At 71.6% G+C, this 2,324-nt stretch carries 2 protein-coding genes; both read right to left on the reverse strand.

Features of this window, described 5'->3' with window-relative positions:
• Positions 1–105: 105 nt before the first annotated feature.
• Positions 106–1,398, reverse strand: a complete 1,293-nt coding sequence (locus tag AC08ON_RS17340; protein WP_476608534.1) for a dihydrolipoamide acetyltransferase family protein — start codon at positions 1,396–1,398, stop codon at positions 106–108.
• Positions 1,399–1,401: 3 nt separating this feature from the next.
• On the reverse strand, positions 1,402–2,324 hold a 923-nt coding region (locus AC08ON_RS17345; protein WP_476617360.1), incomplete at its 5' end, for an alpha-ketoacid dehydrogenase subunit beta.

The following is a 2,324-nucleotide window of genomic DNA, read 5'->3' on the forward strand; positions in this document are numbered from 1 at the left end:
AGCTCAACGGACTCCAAAGATCAACTTATCTAGGAAACTCCCGCTAGGACCGGGGCGGGCAGCGGTCATCGCCTGCTGGTAAGGCGGTGGTCAGAGGTACGGCGATCAGAGGTGGCGCAGCAGCACCGTGGGGTCTTCGACCGCGTCGGCGACGAAGCGCAGAAAGGACCCGGCGGTGGCGCCGTCGCAGACTCGGTGGTCAAAGGTGAACGAAAGCTGCACGATCCTGCGGACCGCCAGTTCGCCGTCCACCGCCCAGGGCCTGGGGACGATCCGGCCGATGCCGATCATCGCGGCCTCGGGGTGGTGGATGATGGGCGTGGAGCCGTCGACACCGAAGACGCCGTAGTTGTTGAGCGTGAACGTGCCGCCGGTCAACTCGGCGGGAGTGAGCGTGCCCGCGCGGGCGGCGGCGGTCAACCGGGCGATCTCGGCGGCCAGTCGAGCGGTGGTCAGGCCCTGAGCGTGGTGCACCACGGGCACGACCAGGCCGCGCGGGGTCTGGGCGGCGAATCCCAGGTGGACGGCGGCGTGGTGGCGCACGCCGGTCGCGCGGCCGTCCGCGTCGGTGACGACGGCGGAGTTGAGTGCGGGAAAGCGGACCAGGGCGGCGACGCAGATGCGGGCCAGGATCGCCAGGAGACCGATTCTGGGCTCGGCGCCCCCCGCGTTGCGGGTGTCGTTGAGGGTGTCCTTGGCGGCGAGCAGGGCGGTGGCATCCGTGTCGACCCAGCAGGTGGCGTCCGGCACCTCGCGCCTGCTGCGCACGAACGTCTCCGCCGCGCGCCGCGCCAGCGGGTCCAGCGGGACGACGGTCGCGTCGGTCTCCGCCGGGCGCGACGGAGCGGAACGCGGGGCGATGGCACTCTCCACGTCCTTGCGCAGAATCAGCCCGTCCGGGCCGGTGCCGACGAGTTTTCGGAGATCGACGGAGTTCTCGCGGGCGAAGCGGCGAACGAGGGGCGAGACGACCTTGACCACGGTCTGGGCGGAAGGCCCGAGTGGCGTCGCCGGTCCGGGAGCCGGGGTAAGCGCCGGTACGGGAGGCGCTCCGGGAGCGCCGACGCGTCGTCGGCGGCGGGTTCGGGGGGGTTCCGTGCTGGTGCCGTAACCGACGAGGATGTTCCCGGAGCCCGTTCGCCCTGCTGCCGGCTCGCTGACGGCCACGGTGATCAGTGGTGTGCCGACCGGGACACTGGTACCGGCCAGGCCGGCGAGGGAGGTGACGACGCCGGCATAGGGGCAGGGCACCTCGACGACGGCTTTGGCGGTCTCGACCTCGGCTACGGGTTGGTCGACGGTGATGACGTCCCCGACGCCGACAAGCCAGCGGACGACCTCGGCGGAGGTCAGGCCCTCGCCGAGGTCGGGGAGGGGGAATTCGCGTACCGCGGCCACGGGTCACTGCTCCCACTGGAGTCGGGCGACGGCGTCGAGGATGCGGTCGACGCTGGGAAGGTAGTGATGTTCGAGCATGGGGGGCGGGTAAGGGATGTCGAAGCCGGTGACCCGCAGGACGGGGGCGGCAAGGTGGTGGAAGCACCGCTCGCTGACGCGGGCAGCGATCTCCGCACCGACCCCGCCGAAACCCGCGGCCTCGTGGACCACAACGGCGCGCCCGGTGGCGCGGACCGCCTCGCAGACCGTCTCGTCGTCGAAGGGGACCAGCGAGCGCAGGTCGACCACCGCCAGGTCCCAGCCCTCCGAGCGCGCGGCCGCCGCCGCCTGGAGGCACACGGGGAGCGAGGGGCCGTAGGTCAGGAGGGTCGCCGAGGTACCGGTCCGGCGGACCACCGCGCGGCCGATCGGCGGCACCTCGGCCGGAGAGAAGTCGTTCGTGGACCGCTCGTCCATGGACCGCTCGTCCATGGACCGCTCGTCCGTAGACCAGTAGAGCCGCTTGGGCTCCAGGAACACCACCGGGTCGTCCGAGGCAATCGCCGAGCGGAGCAGCCCGTAGCCGTCGGCGACGGTGGCGGGGGTGACGACGTGCAGGCCTGGGGTGTGCGCGTAGTAGGCCTCGCTGGAGTCGCTGTGGTGCTCGACGCCGCCGACGCCACCGCCGTACGGGATGCGGATGGTGATCGGCAGCGTGGTCTTCCCGGCCGTGCGGTTACGCATCTTGGCCACATGCGACGCGAGCTGCTCGAACGCGGGGTAGGCGAAGGCGTCGAACTGCAGCTCCACGACGGGCCGCAGGCCGTACATGGCCATGCCCACGGCGGTGCCGAGGATGCCTGCCTCGGCCAGGGGGGTGTCCAGGCAGCGTTGCGCGCCGAATTCGGCAGCCAAGCCGTCGGTGACTCGGAAGACGCCGCCGAGGG

Source organism: Frankia sp. CoWAU3 (assembly GCF_977971855.1).